The following is a 20,546-nucleotide window of genomic DNA, read 5'->3' as shown; positions in this document are numbered from 1 at the left end:
AAAAATGCCGTCTTACCCTTCAGTTTGAGCCTGCCGGTCACCACTAAGGCCAGCCCCTTATCGATGGAGTTTCCCCCGCCATGAGCAACGCAGCCAAAGTCGCACCGACATTTCCCGACAGCATTTTCCGCGCCTATGACATCCGTGGTGTCGTCCCCAAGACCCTGACGGCCGAAACCGCCTACTGGATTGGCCGCGCCATCGGTTCCCAGAGTCTGGCCCAAGGCGAACCCAATGTTTCCGTAGGTCGTGATGGCCGCCTGTCGGGTCCCGAACTGGTTGAGCAACTGATCCAGGGCCTGGCCGACAGCGGCTGCCACGTCAGCGACGTCGGCCTGGTACCAACGCCTGCGCTGTACTACGCCGCCAACGTGCTGGCCGGCAAGTCGGGCGTAATGCTCACCGGCAGTCACAACCCGTCGGACTACAACGGCTTCAAGATCGTCATCGCCGGCGACACCCTGGCCAACGAACAGATTCAGGCCTTGCACACTCGCCTGAAGACCAACGACCTGACCAGCGGCGCAGGCACCGTCACCAAAGTCGACATTCTTCAGCGTTACTCGGACAAAATTACCAGCGACGTCAAACTCACCCGTCGTCTGAAAGTGGTGGTGGACTGCGGCAACGGCGCGGCCGGCGTGATCGCCCCGCAACTGCTCGAAGCCTTGAACTGCGAAGTGATCCCACTGTTCTGCGACGTCGACGGCCACTTCCCGAACCACCACCCGGATCCGGGCAAGCCTGAGAACCTAGTGGACCTGATCGCCAAGGTCGAGGAAGTCGGCGCCGATCTCGGCCTGGCCTTTGACGGTGACGGCGACCGTGTCGGCGTGGTGACCAACACCGGCAATATCGTGTTCCCGGATCGCTTGCTGATGCTGTTCGCCCGTGACGTAGTCGCTCGCAACCCTGGCGCCGAAATCATCTTCGACGTTAAATGCACCCGTCGCCTGACACCGCTGATCAAGGAATACGGTGGTCGTCCGCTAATGTGGAAGACCGGTCATTCGTTGATCAAAAAGAAAATGAAGGAAACCGGCGCCCTGTTGGCTGGCGAAATGAGCGGTCACGTGTTCTTCAAGGAGCGCTGGTACGGTTTTGACGACGGCATTTACAGCGCCGCCCGCCTGCTGGAGATCCTCAGCAAGGAAAAATTCACCGCCGAAGAACTGTTTGCAACCTTCCCGGATGATATTTCTACGCCAGAGATCAATATCCATGTGACCGAGGAGAGCAAATTCAGCATCATTGACGCACTGCACGATGCGCAATGGGGCGAAGGCGCCAACCTGACCACCATTGATGGTGTGCGAGTCGATTACGCCAAAGGCTGGGGCCTGGTTCGCGCGTCCAACACCACACCGGTGCTGGTACTGCGTTTCGAGGCGGATACCGAGGCTGAGTTGCAGCGCATCAAGGACGTGTTCCACGCCCAGTTGAAACGTGTTGCCCCTGATCTCCAATTACCGTTCTGATTTTTTGCACCGGAGCCCTGAATGACCCTCGAACGCGAAGCCGCCGCCAATACCGCCAAGGTCCTTTCCGAAGCGTTGCCTTACATTCGACGCTACGTCGGCAAGACGCTGGTGATCAAGTACGGCGGCAATGCCATGGAAAGCGACGAGCTGAAAACCGGCTTTGCCCGCGACATCGTGCTGATGAAAGCGGTCGGGATCAATCCGGTGGTGGTGCACGGCGGCGGTCCTCAAATCGGTGATCTGCTCAAGCGCCTGTCCATCGAGAGTCACTTCATCGACGGCATGCGTGTCACTGATGCGCAAACCATGGACGTGGTGGAAATGGTCCTCGGCGGCCAGGTGAACAAAGACATCGTCAACCTGATCAACCGCCACGGCGGCAGCGCCATCGGCCTGACCGGCAAGGACGCCGAGCTGATCCGGGCGAAGAAACTCACCGTGACCCGCAAGACCCCGGAGATGACCCAGCCGGAAATCATCGACATCGGGCAGGTTGGCGAAGTGATCGGCATCAACACCGATTTGCTGAACCTGCTGGTCAAGGGTGATTTCATTCCGGTGATCGCGCCTATCGGTGTGGGCGCCAACGGCGAGTCCTACAACATCAACGCCGACCTGGTGGCCGGCAAGGTGGCCGAGGCACTGAAGGCCGAGAAGCTGATGCTGCTGACCAACATCGCCGGTTTGATGGACAAGGAAGGCAAGGTATTGACCGGCCTGACCACCCAGCAGGTGGACGACCTGATCGCCGATGGCACCATCTACGGCGGCATGCTGCCGAAGATCCGTTGCGCGCTGGAAGCGGTGCAAGGCGGAGTCGGCAGTTCGCTGATCCTGGATGGCCGGGTTCCGAATGCGATCCTGCTGGAAATCTTCACCGATACCGGTGTGGGTACCTTGATCAGCAATCGCAAGCGCTGATCCAGAAACCAAAAAAAGCCCCGCTCAACTATCTGGTTGAGCGGGGCTTTTTCATGAGGGCTTCAAGATGAAACGCAATCTAATGTGGGAGCGGCGGTGCGACGACTCGACTTGCTCGCGAATGCGGTGGGTCAGTCAATACATGGGCTGAATGACCGACCGCTTTCGCGAGCAAGCCCGCTCCCACAAGGGGATTTGCGAAACCTTTAGACGCCGAATTGCTCGCGGTACGCCTTGACCGCCGGCAAATGCTGCTTGAGCTGCGGATCATCCTCCAGGAACTGCAACACCTGGTTCAGCGACACGATGCTCACCACCGGAATCCCGAAGTCACGCTCCACTTCCTGGATTGCCGACAACTCACCGTTGCCGCGCTCCTGGCGGTTCAGCGCGATCAGCACGCCGGCTGCCTTGGCGCCGTCCTGGGAGGCGATGATCTGCATCACCTCGCGAATCGCCGTACCGGCGGTGATCACGTCGTCGATGATCAGCACATCACCCTTGAGCGGCGCGCCCACCAGGCTACCGCCCTCACCATGGGCCTTGGCTTCCTTGCGGTTGAAGCACCATGGCAGATCCTGACCATGATGCTCAGCCAGCGCTACGGCAGTCGCGGCAGCCAAGGGAATACCCTTGTAGGCCGGGCCAAACAGCACGTCGAAGGAAATACCGCTTTCAACGATGGCCGCTGCGTAGAAACGACCCAGTTGCGCCAGGGCAGAACCCGAGTTGAACAGGCCCGCGTTGAAGAAGTACGGGCTGGTGCGCCCGGACTTGAGAGTGAACTCACCGAAGCGCAAAACCCCGCGATCGATGGCAAAACGAATGAAATCGCGTTGATACGCCTGCATGAAAAAAGCCTCAGATACCACGGATTTAGCTAATTAGGTAGACGGCGTGTATCATACACGCACGCGATTTTTGGGGCCATTTATGCGGATCATCAGTGTGAACGTCAATGGTATTCAGGCTGCAGTCGAGCGTGGTTTGCTCAGTTGGCTGCAAGCACAGAATGCCGACGTCATCTGCCTGCAGGACACCCGCGCCTCCGCCTTTGAACTGGACGACCCAGCCTTCCAACTGGATGGCTACTTCCTTTATGCCTGTGATGCCGAAGTCCCTGCCCAAGGTGGCGTGGCTTTGTATTCGCGGTTGCAACCCAAGGCGGTCATCAGCGGCCTCGGCTTCGAGACAGCCGACCGCTACGGGCGCTACCTGCAGGCCGATTTCGACAAGGTCAGTATCGCGACCTTGCTGCTTCCATCAGGGCAGAACGGCGATGAAGACTTGAACCAGAAGTTCAAGCTAATGGACGATTTCGCCCGTTATCTGGATAAACAGCGACGCAAACGTCGCGAGTACATTTATTGTGGCTCGCTGTACGTGGCGCAACAGAAGCTGGATATCAAGAACTGGCGCGACAGCCAGCAATCCCCGGGCTTCCTGGCGCCAGAGCGCGCCTGGATGGACGAGATTGTCGGCAACATGGGCTATGTCGATGCCCTGCGCGAAGTCAGCCGCGAAGGCGACCAGTACAGTTGGTGGCCAGACAACGAACAGGCTGAGATGCTCAACCTGGGTTGGCGTTTCGACTACCAGTTGCTGACCCCTGGCTTGCGCCGGTTCGTACGCAGTGCACGCCTGCCACGTCAGCCGCGGTTTTCGCAACACGCTCCACTGATCGTGGACTACGACTGGACCTTGACCATCTAAGGTCGATTCCAGGACACAAAAAAGCCGACATCGCTGTCGGCTTTTTTGTGGGTGCCTGTTGGCGCTATTTGACCAGCCGCCAGGTAAACGGGTACCGGTAAGGTATGCCCTGATTGGCCTTGAGCCCACCGATAATGGTCAGCACCAACGCTGCGATCAACACAAACGCCAGCAGCGCAAAGCCGATCAATACGAACATCAGCAGGTAGCAAATCGCCGAAGCGATGGCCACGGTGATCTGGAAGTTCAGCGCTTCCTTACCCTGGTCGTCGATGAACGGGTCCATCTCACGCTTGATCTGCCACAGGATCAACGGCCCCAACAGGTTGCCGAACGGAAACCACATCCCGAGAAACGCCGCGAAGTGACAGAGCATCGCCCACTGGCGAACTTCCTGGCTCGGCGTCGGCTGTGGAAGTTGACTGTCACTCATGGCGCTTCTCCTTGAGGCTGACTTAGTCAGCCAATGCAGCGGTTTGCAATTCGAACAGTTCGGTCATGCCTTTCTGGGCCAAGGCCAGCATGGCGTTCAGCTCGTGGGGCTGGAACGGCGCGCCTTCGGCGGTGCCCTGGACTTCGATGAAACCACCGGAGCTGGTCATCACCACGTTCAGGTCGGTCTCGGCAGCCGAGTCCTCAAGATAGTCCAGATCCAGCACCGGCTCACCCTGATACATGCCCACCGAAACAGCAGCGATCATCTGCTTGAGCGGATCACCGGCTTTCAGGCCGCCGCGCTTCTTGATGACTTTCAAGGCATCGGCCAGAGCAACCATGGCGCCAGTGATGGACGCGGTACGGGTGCCGCCATCGGCCTGGATCACGTCGCAGTCGACGTACAGGGTCACGTCACCCAGCTTGGACATGTCCAGTGCTGCGCGCAGGGAACGGCCGATCAGGCGCTGGATTTCCAGGGTGCGGCCGCCTTGCTTGCCACGGCTGGCTTCGCGCTGGTTACGCTCGCCGGTGGCACGCGGCAGCATGCCGTATTCGGCGGTCAACCAGCCTTGGCCCTGACCCTTGAGGAAACGCGGCACGCCATTCTCGACGCTGACGGTGCAGATAACCTTGGTATCGCCAAACTCGACCAGTACAGATCCCTCGGCGTGTTTGGTGTAGTTGCGGGTGATGCGGATCGAGCGGAGCTGATCGGCAGCGCGACCACTTGGACGTTTCATAGGGAACACCTGTACTGAGGACGAAAAACTGCCGAGCATTATAGAGCTGCCAGCCGCGCCTGGGCACTTCTAAAAAAATCCAGTTACGAAGCAGCACGCTGAACCGCACCTGCCGTCCTTTGTCACAGCCACTGTTTGGGGCCGTACGCCCCGTTGCGCTACAATCCTGCGCCTTCGCAGCCTGTCGGCTTCAATCTACCTATCAGCCCGCCCGTTTGCGGGACTGCATCGCGAGGTACCTCCATGGTGCACAGCATGACCGCCTTCGCCCGCGTCGAAAAAGCTGGCGTCCAAGGCACCCTGAGCTGGGAGTTGCGCTCGGTCAACAGCCGCTATCTGGAACCCCACGTGCGCTTGCCGGAGTCCTTCCGCGACCTCGAAGGCGCAGTCCGTGAAGCGCTGCGCCAGGGCTTGTCCCGTGGCAAGCTGGAATGCACCCTGCGCTTTACCGAGGAAACCACCGGCAAACCGTTGCAGATTGACCGCGACCGCGCCGCGCAACTCGTGGCCGCTGCCGAAACCATCGCCAGCCTGATCAAGCAACCCGCTGCGCTGAACCCCCTCGAAGTCCTGGCCTGGCCTGGCGTGCTGGTGGCCGATGCCACTGACCCGCAAGCCCTGAATGCCGAAGCCCTGGCGCTGTTCAATCAAGGCTTGAAGGAACTCAAGGCTGGCCGTGAGCGCGAAGGTGCCGAGCTGGCCCGCCTGATCAACGAACGCCTGACGTCTATCGAAGAAGACGTGATCACCTTGCGCGAGCTGGTACCGCAGATGCTGGCGACCCAACGCCAGAAGGTCCTCGACCGTTTCGCCGACATGCAGGCCGAGCTGGATCCGGTTCGCCTGGAACAGGAAATGGTCCTGCTGGCACAAAAGAGCGATGTCGCCGAAGAGCTCGACCGCCTGAGCACCCACATTCTGGAAGTGCGTCGCGTGCTCAAGTCCGCCGGTGCCGCCGGTCGGCGCCTGGACTTCCTGATGCAGGAACTCAACCGCGAAGCCAATACACTGGGCTCCAAGGCTTTCGATCCGCGCAGCACCACGGCAGCGGTCAACCTCAAAGTGTTGATCGAGCAGATGCGCGAACAAGTACAGAATATTGAGTAAGGCAACCCCCATGACCCACAGCACCGGCACCCTGTACATCATTTCCGCCCCATCGGGCGCGGGCAAGAGCAGCCTGGTCAAGGCCCTGACCGACGCCGACCAGGAGATCCGCGTCTCGGTCTCCCACACCACCCGCGCCATGCGCCCCGGTGAAGTGAACGGCGTGAACTACCACTTCGTCGAACGCAACGAGTTCGTGAAGATGATCGAGCACGGGGATTTCCTCGAGCGCGCCGAGGTGTTCGGCAATCTCTACGGCACCTCCCAAAGTCACCTGCAACAGACCCTGGACGAAGGCCACGACCTGATCCTGGAAATCGACTGGCAGGGCGCCGAGCAAGTGCGTCAACTGATGCCCAAGGCTCGCTCGGTCTTCATTCTGCCGCCGTCCCTTGAGGCCCTGCGCCAGCGCCTGAACAACCGTGGCCAGGACAGCAACGAAGTCATCGAAGGCCGCATGCGTGAAGCCGTCAGTGAAATGAGCCATTACGTCGACTACGACTACCTGATCATCAATGACGATTTTGCCCAGGCACTGGAGGATCTGAAGGCGATTTTCCGTGCCAATCAGCTCCAGCAGAAACGCCAGCAACAGCGTTTTGGCAAATTACTGGCCGAATTGCTCGGCTGACAGGCTCTTCCCAAAACCGCTGCAAGGGCTTTACATTGGCACTTGTAGCGCGCTTGAGGCGGGTCCTTGAAAATCAGCGCTTCCCTAAACGCTGGTGATTTTTTAAACTGTTCAGTCCGCTCGCCCAACCGGGCAGCGCGCATATTGCATTCGCTCCGAGGAATATCATGGCCCGCGTAACTGTTGAAGACTGCCTAGACCACGTGGCAAACCGCTTTGAGCTGGTCATGCTCTCTACCAAGCGTGCCCGTCAACTGGCAACCGGTGGCAAAGAGCCCCTGGTCCAGTGGGAAAACGACAAGCCTACCGTTGTCGCCCTGCGTGAAATCGCCGAAGGCCTGATGAGCTACGAGTTCATCGCCAATGCTGAAATCGTTGAAGACGAACCGCTGTTTGCAGCGTTCGAGGACGAGTCCAACGAGGCCGTCTAAGCCTATGCCTGGTCGACGTAGCACGGCGCGGGGTCACAGCGAACGGCAGGAGTTAATACTTTGCCGAGCATAGACGCCCTCGCCGATCGCTTATCGACCTACCTCGGCCCAGACCAGGTCAACCTGGTCCGCCGAGCGTATTTCTACGCCGAACAAGCCCACGACGGCCAACGCCGCCGAAGCGGCGAGGCGTATGTCACGCATCCTCTTGCCGTGGCCAATATTCTTGCCGACATGCACATGGACCATCAGAGCCTGATGGCCGCGATGCTGCATGACGTGATCGAAGACACCGGCATTGCCAAGGAAGCGCTCAGTGCGCAATTTGGCGAAACCGTGGCCGAACTGGTCGACGGGGTCAGCAAACTGACCCAGATGAACTTCGAGACCAAGGCCGAAGCCCAGGCGGAAAACTTCCAGAAAATGGCCATGGCCATGGCCCGGGATATCCGGGTGATTCTGGTCAAGCTGGCCGACCGGCTGCACAACATGCGCACGCTGGAAGTGCTGTCCGGCGAAAAACGCCGACGCATTGCCAAGGAAACCCTGGAAATCTACGCGCCCATCGCCAATCGGCTGGGCATGCATGCCATTCGTATCGAATTCGAAGACCTCGGCTTCAAGGCCATGCACCCGATGCGTTCCGCGCGTATCTACCAGGCGGTCAAGCGCGCCCGGGGCAATCGCAAGGAAATCGTCAACAAGATCGAAGAATCCCTGAGCCATTGCCTGGCGATCGATGAGATCGAAGGCGAGGTCAGCGGCCGGCAGAAACACATCTACGGCATCTATAAAAAGATGCGCGGCAAGCGCCGCGCCTTCAACGAGATCATGGACGTCTACGCGTTCCGGATCATCGTCGACAAGGTTGATACCTGCTACCGCGTGCTCGGCGCTGTACATAATTTGTACAAACCCTTGCCGGGACGTTTCAAGGATTACATCGCCATTCCCAAGGCCAACGGCTATCAGTCGCTGCATACAACGCTGTTCGGTATGCATGGGGTCCCGATCGAGATCCAGATCCGCACTCGGGAAATGGAAGAGATGGCCAACAACGGCATCGCCGCCCATTGGCTCTACAAATCCAGCGGTGACGAGCAGCCAAAAGGCACCCATGCCCGCGCCCGCCAGTGGGTCAAGGGCGTGCTGGAAATGCAGCAACGTGCCGGCAACTCTCTGGAATTCATCGAAAGCGTGAAGATCGACCTGTTCCCGGACGAGGTCTATGTGTTCACGCCCAAAGGCCGGATCATGGAGCTGCCCAAAGGCTCAACAGCGGTCGATTTCGCCTACGCCGTGCATACCGATGTGGGCAATAGCTGCATCGCCTGCCGAATCAATCGTCGTCTGGCCCCGCTGTCGGAGCCGCTGCAAAGTGGTTCCACCGTGGAGATCGTCAGCGCACCGGGCGCTCGCCCGAATCCGGCCTGGCTCAACTTTGTGGTCACCGGCAAGGCCCGCACCCATATTCGTCACGCCCTGAAGCTGCAACGCCGCTCCGAGTCCATCAGCCTGGGCGAACGCCTGCTGAATAAAGTACTCAACGGCTTCGACAGCGCCCTGGACAAGATCCCGGCCGAGCGCGTGCAGGCGATGCTCCACGAGTATCGCCAGGAAACCATCGAAGACTTGCTGGAAGACATCGGCCTGGGCAACCGCATGGCCTATGTCGTCGCCCGCCGCCTGCTGGGCGAAGGCGAACAACTGCCAAGTCCGGAAGGCCCGCTGGCGATTCGTGGTACCGAAGGTCTGGTGCTCAGCTACGCCAAGTGCTGCACGCCGATCCCGGGCGACCCGATTGTCGGCCACTTGTCTGCGGGCAAAGGCATGGTGGTGCACCTGGACAACTGCCGCAATATCAGCGAAATCCGCCACAACCCGGAAAAATGCATCCAGCTGTCCTGGGCCAAGGATGTCACCGGCGAATTCAACGTCGAGCTGCGGGTTGAACTGGAACACCAGCGCGGCCTGATCGCCCTGCTGGCCAGCAGTGTCAACGCGGCCGACGGCAATATCGAGAAAATCAGCATGGACGAACGCGATGGTCGCATCAGCGTGGTCCAACTGGTGGTCAGCGTGCACGACCGTGTACACCTGGCCCGCGTGATCAAGAAACTGCGCGCATTGACCGGCGTCATCCGCATCACTCGCATGCGTGCGTAGCCCATCCATTACAAGGAGTCATTCATGACCAAGACCGTTATCACCAGCGACAAGGCACCTGCGGCAATCGGTACTTATTCCCAGGCGATCAAGGCAGGCAATACCGTCTACATGTCCGGCCAGATCCCACTGGACCCAAAAACCATGGAATTGGTTGAAGGCTTCGAAGCACAGACCGTACAGGTCTTCGAAAACCTCAAGTCCGTTGCCGAAGCCGCTGGCGGCTCGTTCAAGGACATCGTCAAGCTGAACATCTTCCTCACCGACCTGAGCCACTTCGCCAAGGTCAACGAGATCATGGGCAAGTACTTCGAACAGCCGTACCCAGCCCGTGCCGCCATCGGCGTTGCCGCCCTGCCAAAGGGCGCACAGGTTGAGATGGACGCGATTCTGGTCATCGAGTAAAACACCCGGCGCACCCTCTCTTCAAAGGGTGCGCCGACTTCGTTTTAAAAGGATTTCGTAATGCGCAAAGCGCTCGTTGCTTCTTCGCTGCTCGCCCTGTTGCTCAGCGGCTGTGCCAGCAACCCTGCCGACCGTGACGTCAGCGGCACCTGGATCAACCAGGTCGCCATCGATGCGGCATCCAAGGGTGGCCCTTTGCGTGAAGCCCTGCAAGCCAATGGCCCGAACCTCGAATGGGAGGTCAATACCAAGGCCAACCAGGCGCGCTACTTCAATGGTTTTGAACGTCCAGAAGGTACCTTGGTGGGCGAAAAGTCCGGTACCTGGAGCGTTAATTTCTACGGCAGCTCGACCACCGAACTCAAGCGTGATGGCAAACAACTGCTGCAAGCCGCCAACGACAACGAACCGGAACAGCTTTTTGGCCGCCCCAAGGAGCCAGCCCCCGATGGCGCGCCACTGGGCGCCAACTTTGAACTGGCCTTGTACTCAGCCTATATGGGCGGCAGCTGGAAAATCGTCAACGGCAACGGTGAAGGCGCTACCGTGCAGTTCCAGGCCAACGGCCAGGTCTCCGGCCTGCCAGGCGCCGACCAGTACTCGCTGTGCCTGGCTGGTGACTGCGCGTCCATGAGCGGTGGCTACGACAGCATCTGGTTGCAACAAGGTGGCCAGGGCAATCCGTGGATCTTTGCCCGCAAGGGCAAGCAGCTGGAAATCTTCCAGGCGATCAACACGTCCCAGGCTGACGAGGTACCCTCGTTTACCCCCGGGCCACGGCAGTGGTTGCTGGAAAAACAGTAACCGAACCAACGCCTATCAAATGTGGGAGCACGTCGAGTCGTCGCACCGCCGCTCCCACATTTTTGATTGCACTCATTCTTTTAGCTGTATTTCAGCCTTTGAGAATCGCCGCGTACCCTTCCCGATAACTCGGATACACCGGCGTCCAGCCCAGCGCCTTGGCCCGGGCGTTGCTGCACCGTTTGCTGCCGGCCCGTCGTACGCTGGCATCTGCGGCCCATTCAGTCACGCCAAGGTATTCACGCAACCAGTCCACCACCTCAGCCAGTGGCGCAGGCGCGTCGTCGACGCCGATGTAGCAGTTATCCAGCGCACCGCCCTGTTGCACATGCCGCAACAGAAAGGCCAACAAGCCCGCCGCATCATCCGCGTGAATCCGGTTGCCATATAAAGGCGGGTCAATCGCAACGCGATAGCCTTCCCGCACCTGGGTCGACAAGCGCTCGCGACCGGGGCCATAGATACCCGTGAGGCGTACTACGCTCGCCGGAATACCGCTGTTGAGCGCAACTTGCTCGGCTTCCAGCATGACGTTGCCGGAGTAACCACTGGCCTGAGTCTGCGAGGTTTCATCAACCCACTCCCCGTTCTGCTGCCCATAGACACTGCTACTGGAAACGAACAGAAGATGCTCAGGCTCCTGACCATAGTCGTTCAACCAGCCGATCACATGCTGCAACCCTTGAACATAGGCCGCGCGGTAGCCAGCTTCGTCGTGATCGGTGGCAGTCGCGCAATACACCAGATAATCCACGCCGCCCACCGGCCAGGTGTCAGGGCAGTCTTCGTTGAACAGATCGCCGGCAATCCCGATAACACCCTCGGGAAGGCGCGAGACATCACGCCTCAGGCCATGGACTTCCCAGCCCAGGGCCAGCAATTGGGTCGCCAGACGGCTACCGACATCGCCACAACCGGCAATCACAACAGATGGCGCAGACATCACAAAACTCCGTTCTCAAAGGCCAAGATTAGCCTTCACAGGTGACCGGCGGCCAGGAAATAGACAAATAAAGTAACTGTATTACTTTTGTTAACAAGAATTACTTGCAATAATAACCGCCCATTTGTCCTCGACCCAATGCGGTCTGGCAGGACAATCCCGTATTTTTCCTCTCAGGTCCGGCCAGCATGACACGCAATAAACTCCCCGCTTCGCCAACCAAGCTTCACAGTCCATCCCGCGCCTGGCGTGCGATTGCTGCGATGCTGTTCAGCGTTCTGCTGGCTCCGACCGCAGTGTTCGCCGATAACACGGCTCCGGTTGCGCAACCCGCCGCTACCGCTCCCGCACCGGAGCAAAACGCTGCCGCGCCAGTCGTCGCACCGGTTGCCACCGACCCGGCCCAGGCCGTGAACGCAGCCCCCGCCGAGGACACCAGCGTGGTGCTGGAAGAAGACAACACCCTGGGCATGGCCCATGACCTGTCGCCTTGGGGCATGTACCAGAACGCTGACATCATCGTGAAGATCGTGATGATCGGTCTGGCCATTGCTTCGGTCATCACCTGGACTATCTGGATCGCCAAAGGCTTCGAACTGCTGGGCGCCAAACGCCGTCTGCGCACCGAAATCGCCAACCTGAAAAAAGCCACCACCCTTAAAGAAGCCAGCGAAAGCGCGGCGAAGAAGGGCACCCTGGCACATCTGCTGGTCCACGACGCACTGGAAGAAATGCGCCTGTCGGCCAACAGCCGTGAAAAAGAAGGTATCAAGGAACGCGTCAGCTTCCGCCTCGAGCGCCTGGTCGCGGCCTGCGGTCGCAACATGAGCAATGGTACCGGCGTACTCGCCACCATCGGTTCCACCGCACCCTTCGTCGGTCTGTTCGGTACCGTGTGGGGCATCATGAACAGCTTCATCGGCATCGCCAAAACCCAGACCACCAACCTCGCTGTCGTTGCCCCCGGCATTGCCGAAGCCCTGCTGGCAACCGCCCTGGGCCTGGTGGCTGCGATTCCTGCGGTGGTGATCTACAACGTCTTCGCCCGTTCGATCGCCGGCTACAAGGCTCAGGTGTCAGACGCCTCGGCTGAAGTCCTGCTGTTGGTCAGCCGTGACCTCGATCACCTGCCTACCGAGCGCAGCTCGCAACCGCACATGGTGAAAGTGGGGTAATCGGCCATGGGCCTGCATTTGAATCAAGGCGACGACGAGCTCGTCGAGAACCACGAAATCAACGTCACGCCGTTTATCGACGTGATGCTGGTGCTGTTGATCATCTTCATGGTGGCAGCACCGCTGGCCACCGTGGACATCAAGGTCGACCTGCCCGCCTCCAGCGCGAAACCCGCGCCACGGCCAGAGAAACCGGTATTCCTCAGCGTCAAGATGGACCAGCGCCTGTTCCTGGGCGAAGAAGAAGTCAAAGCCGAAACCCTGGGCGCGGTGCTCGACGCCAAGACCCAAGGCAAGAAAGACACGACGATCTTCTTCCAGGCCGACAAGGGCGTGGACTATGGCGACCTGATGAGCGTGATGGATGCCCTGCGGGCAGCCGGCTACCTCAAGGTAGGCCTGGTCGGACTTGAGACGGCAGCCAAGAAATGATCACGACGCGCCACAAACTGACGCGTTATGGCACCAGCCTCGCCGTCGTGCTGGGCGTCCACGCCGTCGCGATCATCATCGCGCTCCAATGGTCGGCACCCCACACGGTCCAACTGCCACCTGCAGCCATGGTCATCGACCTGGCACCGATGCCGGCACCTCCACCTCCGGCACCGCCGAAGGTGGTGACGCCGCCGCAACCGCCCGCTCCGGTGGAAGAGCTTCCATTGCCGAAACTGGCCGAAGCGCCGAAACCGACGATCCAGGTGCCCAAGCCGGTCAAGCCTAAGCCAAAACCTGCGCCGCCCAAGCCTGTGGAGAAAAAGCCCGAACCGCCCAAGGAGAAACCTTCCGAGGAGCCGCCGAGCGAAACCCCGCAGAACGCACCGGTGGAAAAATCCGCCCAGCCAACCCCAGGCCCATCACCACAACAGGTGGCGGCCAAGGCTTCTTGGGAAGGCACGCTGCTGGCGCACCTGCAGAAGTACAAGAAGTACCCGCCGGGCGCCCAGGCGCGTGGCAAGGAAGGCCTGAACCGCTTGCGCTTCGTGGTCGACGCTGACGGCAACGTGTTGTCCTATGAACTGGTGGGCCGCTCCGGCAACGCCGATCTGGACCGCGCGACCCTGGACATGATCCGTCGTGCCCAGCCACTGCCCAAGCCACCGGCCGAGATGTTGAAAGGCGGCAGCATCGAGATCGTTGCGCCGTTCGTTTACAACATCGAGAAGCGTCGCCGGTAGAGGCATGCGCGGGCAATGTGGGAGGGGGCTTGCTCCCTTCCACATTTGACTGCGCACGGCTAAAAATCCTGTGTATTCCCCGCTCAATCCCCATCAAAGTTCTGATAACGTGCGTCTATCGATTGCAGCCGGTATGCTTGGCCCGCAACCTCATGGACGCCCGCTATGACTCTTACAGAATTACGCTACATCGTTACCCTCGCCCAAGAGCAGCACTTCGGCCATGCGGCCGAGCGTTGCCACGTCAGCCAGCCGACCTTGTCGGTGGGTGTGAAGAAGCTTGAAGACGAACTCGGTGTGCTGATTTTCGAGCGCAGTAAAAGCGCCGTGCGTCTGACGCCGGTCGGCGAAGGCATCGTCGCCCAGGCCCAGAAGGTGCTGGAGCAAGCCCAAAGCATTCGCGAGCTGGCCCAGGCCGGCAAGAACCAGCTGACCGCACCGTTGAAAGTCGGTGCGATCTACACCGTCGGCCCGTACCTGTTCCCGCACTTGATTCCGCAACTGCACCGCGTCGCGCCGCAGATGCCGCTGTATATCGAAGAAAATTTCACTCACGTGTTGCGCGACAAACTGCGCAACGGCGAGCTGGACGCGATCATCATCGCGCTGCCGTTCAACGAGGCGGATGTGCTGACCCTGCCGCTCTACGATGAACCGTTCTACGTATTGATGCCGGCATCCCACCCCTGGACGCAAAAAGACACCATCGACGCCGCCCTGCTCAACGACAAGAGCCTGCTGCTGCTCGGCGAAGGTCACTGCTTCCGCGACCAGGTACTGGAAGCCTGCCCGACCCTGACCAAAGGCAACGACGGCGCCAAGCACACCACCGTGGAATCCAGTTCCCTGGAAACCATCCGCCATATGGTGGCGTCCGGCCTGGGTATTTCGATACTGCCGTTGTCGGCGGTGGACAGCCATCACTATGCTCCTGGCGTGATCGCCGTGCGCCCACTGACGCCGCCGGTACCGTTCCGTACCGTGGCGATTGCCTGGCGTGCCAGCTTCCCACGGCCAAAAGCCATTGAAATCCTCGCCGACTCGATCCGCCTGTGTTCGGTGGCCAAGCCGCCTGCCGCGAGCTGAGCAACCGTATGACCGAGTTGTCGCAGGTGTCGGTGACGGCACTCAAGGGTGTCGGTGAAGCCATGGCCGAGAAATTGGCCAAGGTTGGCCTGGAGAATCTCCAGGATGTGCTGTTCCACTTGCCCCTGCGCTACCAGGATCGTACCCGCGTGGTACCCATCGGCCAATTGCGCCCTGGGCAGGATGCGGTGATCGAGGGCACCGTCAGCGGCGCCGACGTGGTGATGGGCAAGCGCCGCAGCTTGCTGGTGCGCCTGCAGGACGGCACCGGCGGCCTGAGCCTGCGCTTCTACCATTTCAGCAACGCACAAAAGGAAGGCCTCAAGCGCGGCACCCGCGTGCGCTGCTACGGCGAAGCTCGGCCCGGCGCGTCGGGGCTGGAAATCTACCACCCGGAGTACCGCGCCATTACCGGCGACGAACCACCGCCGGTAGACACCACCCTCACGCCGATCTACCCGCTCACCGAAGGCTTGACCCAACAACGCCTGCGCCAGCTGTGCATGCAGACCCTGACGATGCTCGGCCCGAAAAGCCTGCCCGACTGGCTGCCCCAGGAACTGGCGCGGGATTACCAGTTGGCGCCGCTGGACGACGCGATTCGTTACCTGCACCACCCTCCGGCCGACGCCGATGTGGATGAGCTGGCCCTCGGTCATCACTGGGCCCAACATCGCCTGGCGTTCGAAGAACTGCTGACCCACCAACTGTCGCAACAGCGCCTGCGGGAAAGCATGCGTTCCCTGCGCGCACCGGCGATGCCCAAGGCCAAGCGTTTGCCTGCGCAATACCTGGCCAACCTGGGTTTTGCACCGACAGGCGCGCAGCAACGGGTAGACAATGAAATCGCCTACGACCTCAGCCAGAAAGAACCCATGCTGCGCCTGATTCAGGGTGACGTGGGCGCGGGTAAAACCGTGGTCGCCGCCCTCGCCGCATTGCAGGCCCTGGAAGCCGGGTACCAAGTGGCGCTGATGGCGCCCACCGAGATTCTCGCCGAGCAGCACTTCATCACCTTCAAGCGCTGGCTCGAACCGTTGGGCCTGGAAGTGGCGTGGCTGGCCGGCAAGCTCAAGGGCAAGAACCGCGCAGCGGCGCTGGAGCAGATTGCTGGCGGCGCGCCGATGGTGGTCGGCACTCACGCGCTGTTCCAGGACGAAGTGCAGTTCAAGAACCTAGCCCTGGTGATCATCGACGAACAGCACCGCTTCGGCGTGCAACAGCGCCTGGCTCTGCGCCAGAAAGGTGTGGGCGGACGCATGTGTCCGCACCAGTTGATCATGACCGCCACGCCGATCCCTCGCACGCTGGCCATGAGTGCCTATGCCGACCTCGATACCTCGATCCTCGACGAACTGCCGCCCGGCCGGACCCCGGTCAACACCGTGCTGGTGACCGACACCCGCCGTGTCGAAGTGATCGAACGGGTGCGCGGCGCCTGCGCCGAAGGGCGCCAAGCCTATTGGGTTTGCACGTTGATTGAAGAGTCGGAAGAGCTGACCTGCCAGGCCGCCGAGACCACTTACGAAGACCTGACCAGCGCCTTGGGCGAACTCAAGGTCGGGCTGATCCATGGCCGCATGAAGCCCATCGAAAAAGCCGCAGTGATGGCCGAATTCAAGGCCGGCAACCTGCAACTGTTAGTCGCCACCACCGTGATTGAAGTAGGCGTCGACGTGCCCAACGCCAGCTTGATGATCATCGAAAACCCCGAGCGCCTGGGCCTGGCGCAACTGCACCAGTTACGCGGTCGTGTTGGCAGGGGCAGCGCGGCCAGCCATTGCGTATTGCTTTACCATCCGCCGCTGTCGCAGATCGGACGCCAGCGCTTGGGGATCATGCGCGAAACCAACGATGGTTTCGTGATTGCCGAAAAGGACCTCGAACTGCGCGGCCCCGGCGAAATGCTCGGCACCCGTCAGACCGGCCTGTTGCAATTCAAGGTCGCGGACCTGATGCGCGACGCGGACTTGCTGCCGGCGGTGCGTGACGCCGCTCAAGCGTTGCTGGAGCGCTGGCCACAACACGTCAGCCCCTTGCTGGATCGCTGGCTACGGCATGGGCAGCAATACGGCCAAGTGTGACAAACCCTGTAGCCGCTGCCGAGGTACGAGGCTGCGATGTGGGCCGCAGGACCGCCCTCGGGGTCTGCTGCCTCGTACCTCGACAGCGGCTACAACGGGAACAACGGGAACAACAAGACGGGCGTCACAAACCACACTTAGTGAACCCTCACCTGTATCAAGCTGGTTATACTCCAACGACTGTAGGAAATTGGATCCAGCCATGACAGAAGTTGCCCTCGCTACAGCGCCCCCGACCGCTCCCTCGGTCATTCGGACGCTGCTCGCAAAGCTCGCCATCAGCTATACGGAAGTCGCCGAACAGCCTGGCTTGAACCCAGCGCAGAAGGTGCAAGCGGTGCTGCTGGATGACGCGGTGGGCACCCTCATGGTGTTGTTTCCCCAGAGCCAGTTGCTGGACCTCAATCGCCTCACCGAACTCACCGGGCGCCGCCTCACTGCCGTGTCGCCGGAACGCCTTGAGCGCATGCTCGGCAAGCACAGCCTGAGCCTGTTGCCTGGCCTGCCACCGCTGACCAGTTCGCCCTGCCTGTACGAAGAAAGCCTGCTGCGCGAGCCCACCGTGTTGGTCCATTCGGGTGAGGCCGGTGTACTGCTGGAGATTGCCAGCGAAGACTTCAAGCGCATGCTGACCAAGGCCAGCGCCGCCCACTTTGGCGAAGCACTGAGCAGCATCCGGCCCAACTTCAACCGCCCGAATGACGACCGCGAGGAAATCACCCAGGCGGTGCAGGTGTTTACCGCCCGCCGCATCCAGCAACGCCTGGAAGCGACCATCGAGATTCCGCCCCTGGCCGACACCGCGCAGAAGATTATCAAACTGCGGGTCGACCCCAACGCCACCATCGACGACATCACCGGCGTGGTGGAAACCGACCCGGCCCTGGCCGCGCAAGTGGTGAGCTGGGCAGCTTCGCCCTACTACGCCTCCCCCGGCAAGATCCGCTCGGTGGAAGACGCCATTGTTCGCGTGCTGGGCTTTGATCTGGTGATCAACCTGGCATTGGGTCTGGCCCTGGGCAAGACCTTGAGCCTGCCCAAGGACCACCCGCAACAAGCCACACCGTACTGGCAACAGTCGATCTACACGGCTGCGGTGATCGAAGGACTGACCCGCGCCATGCCTCGTGCCCAGCGCCCGGAAGCCGGTCTGACCTACCTGGCGGGCTTGCTGCACAACTTCGGCTACTTGTTGCTGGCCCACGTCTTCCCGCCGCATTTTTCACTGATCTGCCGGCACCTGGAGGTCAACCCGCACCTGTGCCACAGCTACGTTGAGCAGCACTTGCTGGGCATCAGCCGCGAGCAGATTGGCGCCTGGTTGATGCGCTACTGGGACATGCCGGAAGAACTGTCCACCGCGTTGCGCTTCCAGCACGACCCCAGCTATGACGGCGACTATGCCGAATACCCGAATCTGGTGTGCCTGGCCGTGCGCCTGTTGCGCAACCGTGGCATTGGCTCCGGGCCGGACGCCGAGATCCCCGACGAACTGCTGGAACGCCTGGGCCTGACCCGGGACAAGGCTGAGGATGTGGTGAGCAAGGTGCTGGACGCGGAAGTGTTGTTGCGCGAATTGGCGTCGCAGTTCAGCCAAGGCTGATCTGCCTGGCTCTTTTGTGGCGAGCGGGCTTGCCCGCGTTGGGCTGCGCAGCAGCCCTATAAGGCCATCGCATTCTTTCAGACAGAAATCAGTGACTGGCTTTGGGGTTGCTTCGCAATCCAACGGGGGCAAGCCCCCTCGCCACAGAGTTATCGGTCAGCCTTTCAAGCCTTCGGCTTTTTCTTCGGCTTCAAATACTTGGTCAGCCCCTGGAACCAGATCACCAGCGCCGGGTTGCCCTTGATCTGGATCGACTTGTCCTGAATCCCCGTCATGAACGCCAGTTGCTTGTTCTTCGCCTGCATCGTGGCGAAGCCGTAGGCGGCATCTTTAAAGGCGATGGCGAACGCAGGCTCCGGGTGAACACCCGAGCGGCTGGTAATGCGCTGGTCTTTGACGATGAAGTGACGGGCAACCTTGCCGTCGAGGGTCTGCAGCTGGAACGCCAGGTCCTTGTCACCCAACTGTTGCTGGAAGGCAGGATTGCTGCGGCTGGCTTTGCCCATCATCAGGCCCAGCACCCAGAGGAGAAGACGAAATTTCATGCACACGGCCTCGGTGTAATTATTGAGTGGCCGCAGCAGTTTAACGATTTGCAAACAGAACGCCACCGATCTTGCGCATTAGCAGAAGATCGGCTGGCGTTTACCGCTTATAGCAACAACTTACCCTTAGACGTTAGGGCAAGGAACCGGTGCCCAATCACCCAGGTCAGGGTTTTTGCACATGCTGTTGACCTGCGTGGTACCGGCGCTGGCCACCTGCTTGCTTTCAGCCTGCTTGGTCTTGGCGGTCTGGATAGTTTTCTCGGTAGTCACCGCTTCGCTAGGCACGGTTGGCAACACAGGCTTCTTCGCCGGCTTGACCGCTTTCTTGCCTTTGGCTGGAGTGACTGCCGGCTTGGTGTCGGCAGTCGCCACGGTCACCACATCGGCACGCTGCACGCCGACCTGTTGCAGGTCTTTCTCGTAAGCCTGGGTGTAGTTGTTCAGGTCTTCACTGGCCTTGCCGTTGACCGCAACGATCAAATCATTGGACTCTTTCAGGCCGGAGACGATTTCCGCCAGGCGCTTGCGGCCTTCGGTGTCGTTGACGGTCTTGGCCTTGCGGTCAGCCACCAGCTTGGTGAACGCGCTCTGGTAGCACTGCTGAGATGCCTTGGCGTACGCGGTGCTGCGGTCGATGTCCGAAGCGCTTTTGTTGACGTCAGTGGCGTAGGAAGCAATACGCTGGTTGTCATCGGTGATCTGCTTCTGGCGCTCGGTGTAGTAACCCGCGGCACCACCGGCCAGGGCGCCGCCCGCAGCACCGATGGCGGCGTTACGGCCGCGATTGTCGGAGTTGCCGGTCAAGGCACCCAGCAATGCGCCACCCGCAGCGCCAATGGCTGCACCGGTCACGACCGACTTGGTCATGTCCGAATCAGTGGCACGCAAGTGCTGCACCGGCTCGTAGCAGTTAGGGTAGTACTCGACCTTGGTGGTCGAGGCCACCTTGGAGGCAGGGGACGTGGCGCAACCGGTCAATACCGTACTGAAGCCGGCGGCGATCAGCAGCAGATGACGCTTGGAAACCGAAGCAGAAGCTTTACGGGAGAAAAGCATAGTTGTGTACTCTTTTAAGTTTGACCAGCCCAGCACGGC

General features: G+C 60.4%; 20 protein-coding genes and 1 pseudogene. 15 read left to right on the top strand and 6 right to left on the bottom strand.

The genetic code is table 11. The features are described from left to right. Positions 1–71: 71 nt before the first annotated feature. Both J7E41_RS06210 and argB read left to right on the top strand, forming a co-directional pair. Positions 72–1,478, top strand: a pseudogene (locus J7E41_RS06210) (phosphomannomutase/phosphoglucomutase); the annotation flags it as partial. A gap of 21 nt (positions 1,479–1,499) precedes the next feature. Next, entirely contained in the window at positions 1,500–2,402 is a 903-nt protein-coding gene (argB, locus tag J7E41_RS06205; protein WP_214990915.1) for an acetylglutamate kinase, read from the top strand. Between the two features lie 206 nt (positions 2,403–2,608). On the opposite strand, the gene pyrE is transcribed toward argB, so the two are convergent. Next, complete coding sequence (pyrE, locus tag J7E41_RS06200; RefSeq protein WP_010168197.1) at positions 2,609–3,253, bottom strand: orotate phosphoribosyltransferase; 645 nt, start codon at positions 3,251–3,253, stop codon at positions 2,609–2,611. Between the two features lie 82 nt (positions 3,254–3,335). Between pyrE and J7E41_RS06195 the strand changes: the two genes are divergently transcribed. Beyond that, entirely contained in the window at positions 3,336–4,115 is a 780-nt protein-coding gene (locus J7E41_RS06195; protein ID WP_003176915.1) for an exodeoxyribonuclease III, read from the top strand. A gap of 64 nt (positions 4,116–4,179) precedes the next feature. On the opposite strand, the gene J7E41_RS06190 is transcribed toward J7E41_RS06195, so the two are convergent. Both J7E41_RS06190 and rph read right to left on the bottom strand, forming a co-directional pair. Then, positions 4,180–4,548 (bottom strand): DUF4870 domain-containing protein, encoded by a 369-nt coding sequence (locus J7E41_RS06190; RefSeq protein ID WP_214990913.1) that lies wholly within the window; start codon positions 4,546–4,548, stop codon positions 4,180–4,182. 22 nt (positions 4,549–4,570) lie between these two features. Next, positions 4,571–5,293, bottom strand: a complete 723-nt coding sequence (rph, locus tag J7E41_RS06185) for a ribonuclease PH (protein WP_155582446.1) — start codon at positions 5,291–5,293, stop codon at positions 4,571–4,573. 243 nt (positions 5,294–5,536) lie between these two features. On the opposite strand from rph, the gene J7E41_RS06180 reads away from it, so the two are divergent. The 6 genes from J7E41_RS06180 to J7E41_RS06155 all read left to right on the top strand — a co-directional run bounded on the left by J7E41_RS06180 (position 5,537) and on the right by J7E41_RS06155 (position 10,837). Beyond that, the gene (locus J7E41_RS06180) at positions 5,537–6,400 is read left to right on the top strand and encodes a YicC/YloC family endoribonuclease (protein ID WP_214990911.1); all 864 of its coding nucleotides are present in this window, start codon (positions 5,537–5,539) and stop codon (positions 6,398–6,400) included. A gap of 10 nt (positions 6,401–6,410) precedes the next feature. Next, positions 6,411–7,031, top strand: a complete 621-nt coding sequence (gmk, locus tag J7E41_RS06175; protein ID WP_214990909.1) for a guanylate kinase — start codon at positions 6,411–6,413, stop codon at positions 7,029–7,031. 167 nt (positions 7,032–7,198) lie between these two features. Continuing rightward, positions 7,199–7,462: a DNA-directed RNA polymerase subunit omega gene (rpoZ, locus tag J7E41_RS06170; protein WP_017735757.1), complete on the top strand. Its 264-nt coding sequence runs from the start codon at positions 7,199–7,201 to the stop codon at positions 7,460–7,462. 60 nt (positions 7,463–7,522) lie between these two features. Continuing rightward, positions 7,523–9,628, top strand: coding sequence for a bifunctional GTP diphosphokinase/guanosine-3',5'-bis pyrophosphate 3'-pyrophosphohydrolase (spoT, locus tag J7E41_RS06165; protein ID WP_169356996.1), 2,106 nt, complete (start codon positions 7,523–7,525; stop codon positions 9,626–9,628). A gap of 24 nt (positions 9,629–9,652) precedes the next feature. Further along, positions 9,653–10,033: a RidA family protein gene (locus J7E41_RS06160; RefSeq protein WP_003176922.1), complete on the top strand. Its 381-nt coding sequence runs from the start codon at positions 9,653–9,655 to the stop codon at positions 10,031–10,033. Between the two features lie 60 nt (positions 10,034–10,093). Beyond that, positions 10,094–10,837: a hypothetical protein gene (locus J7E41_RS06155; RefSeq protein ID WP_214990907.1), complete on the top strand. Its 744-nt coding sequence runs from the start codon at positions 10,094–10,096 to the stop codon at positions 10,835–10,837. 91 nt (positions 10,838–10,928) lie between these two features. On the opposite strand, the gene J7E41_RS06150 is transcribed toward J7E41_RS06155, so the two are convergent. After that, positions 10,929–11,780 (bottom strand): SDR family oxidoreductase, encoded by an 852-nt coding sequence (locus J7E41_RS06150; RefSeq protein WP_214990905.1) that lies wholly within the window; start codon positions 11,778–11,780, stop codon positions 10,929–10,931. Positions 11,781–11,968: 188 nt separating this feature from the next. On the opposite strand from J7E41_RS06150, the gene exbB reads away from it, so the two are divergent. The 6 genes from exbB to J7E41_RS06120 all read left to right on the top strand — a co-directional run bounded on the left by exbB (position 11,969) and on the right by J7E41_RS06120 (position 18,903). Further along, positions 11,969–12,955, top strand: coding sequence for a tonB-system energizer ExbB (exbB, locus tag J7E41_RS06145; protein ID WP_214990903.1), 987 nt, complete (start codon positions 11,969–11,971; stop codon positions 12,953–12,955). Positions 12,956–12,961: 6 nt separating this feature from the next. Then, a complete protein-coding gene (gene exbD, locus J7E41_RS06140; RefSeq protein ID WP_155582439.1) occupies positions 12,962–13,387 on the top strand; it encodes a TonB system transport protein ExbD in 426 nt (141 codons plus the stop codon). Further along, complete coding sequence (locus J7E41_RS06135; protein ID WP_214990901.1) at positions 13,384–14,130, top strand: energy transducer TonB family protein; 747 nt, start codon at positions 13,384–13,386, stop codon at positions 14,128–14,130. Before exbD ends, J7E41_RS06135 begins: the two co-directional genes overlap by 4 nt. Before the next feature lie 165 nt (positions 14,131–14,295). Then, complete coding sequence (locus J7E41_RS06130) at positions 14,296–15,216, top strand: hydrogen peroxide-inducible genes activator (RefSeq protein WP_155582434.1); 921 nt, start codon at positions 14,296–14,298, stop codon at positions 15,214–15,216. Positions 15,217–15,224: 8 nt separating this feature from the next. Continuing rightward, entirely contained in the window at positions 15,225–17,300 is a 2,076-nt protein-coding gene (recG, locus tag J7E41_RS06125; RefSeq protein WP_214990899.1) for an ATP-dependent DNA helicase RecG, read from the top strand. Positions 17,301–17,502: 202 nt separating this feature from the next. Then, positions 17,503–18,903, top strand: a complete 1,401-nt coding sequence (locus J7E41_RS06120) for an aminoacyl-tRNA deacylase and HDOD domain-containing protein (RefSeq protein ID WP_214990897.1) — start codon at positions 17,503–17,505, stop codon at positions 18,901–18,903. 164 nt (positions 18,904–19,067) lie between these two features. Here the strand turns inward: J7E41_RS06120 and J7E41_RS06115 are convergent, their stop codons facing one another. Together J7E41_RS06115 and tagQ are read right to left on the bottom strand one after the other, a co-directional pair. After that, entirely contained in the window at positions 19,068–19,448 is a 381-nt protein-coding gene (locus J7E41_RS06115; protein ID WP_169357003.1) for a helicase, read from the bottom strand. Positions 19,449–19,574: 126 nt separating this feature from the next. Then, entirely contained in the window at positions 19,575–20,507 is a 933-nt protein-coding gene (tagQ, locus tag J7E41_RS06110; protein WP_214990896.1) for a type VI secretion system-associated lipoprotein TagQ, read from the bottom strand. Positions 20,508–20,546 lie beyond the last annotated feature (39 nt).

Origin of the sequence: Pseudomonas fluorescens (assembly GCF_018614655.1) — a bacterium.
Taxonomy (GTDB): Bacteria; Pseudomonadota; Gammaproteobacteria; order Pseudomonadales; family Pseudomonadaceae; genus Aquipseudomonas; species Aquipseudomonas fluorescens_BX.
Note: the sequence above shows the minus strand (reverse complement) of the source record. Positions and strands in the feature narration are given on the sequence as shown.